The organism is Vibrio sp. 704 (assembly GCF_033339295.1).
In genome coordinates this window covers 1-739 of sequence record NZ_JAWOUH010000387.1, presented here as the reverse complement: position 1 = coordinate 739, position 739 = coordinate 1, and the positions used below count along the sequence as shown (strand labels likewise).

Below are 739 nucleotides of genomic sequence, written 5' to 3'. Positions count from 1 at the left end.
GCCGTGACCAAGCATACATGGGCGTTCTGATTGATGATTTGTCGACCATGGGTACCAAAGAACCGTACCGCATGTTCACTTCTCGCGCGGAATACCGCCTATTGCTTCGAGAAGACAACGCCGACCTTCGTTTGACAGAAAAAGCTCGTGAACTTGGCTTGATTGATGATGTTCGTTGGGCGCGTTTCAACGAAAAAATCGAGAACATGGAAACCGAGCGTCAGCGTCTGAAGTCTACTTGGGTAAACCCAAACTCGGCGGGCATTGATGAACTGAACAAACTGCTGAAAACGCCAATGGCGCGTGAAGCAAGTGGTGAGGATCTTTTGCGTCGTCCAGAGATCTCATACTCACAATTGACTCAACTTGATGCCTTTGCTCCTGCTCTTGAAGATCAACAAGCGGCAGAACAAGTAGAAATTCAGGTGAAATACGACGGTTACATCAAGCGTCAGCAGGAAGAGATCGAAAAATCACTTCGCCACGAACACACAAAACTGCCTGCGGATTTGGATTACAAAGACGTAAAAGGTTTGTCGAACGAAGTGGTTGCGAAACTGAGCGAAGCCAAACCGGAAAGTATTGGCATTGCTTCGCGTATTTCCGGCATTACGCCTGCAGCGATTTCAATTCTTCTTGTGCATCTGAAGAAGCACGGCTTGCTGAAAAAAGGCGTGGAAGAGTAATGAGTGCACTACGAACCAAGCTTGATTCACTGATTGCACAGACCGATTTAGAC

General features: G+C 47.5%; 1 pseudogene. It reads left to right on the top strand.

Annotated features, from left to right (window positions below):
• Nucleotides 1–686 (top strand): annotated as a pseudogene (gene gidA, locus R7R24_RS26635) (tRNA uridine-5-carboxymethylaminomethyl(34) synthesis enzyme MnmG); the annotation flags it as partial.
• Nucleotides 687–739: the final 53 nt, after the last annotated feature.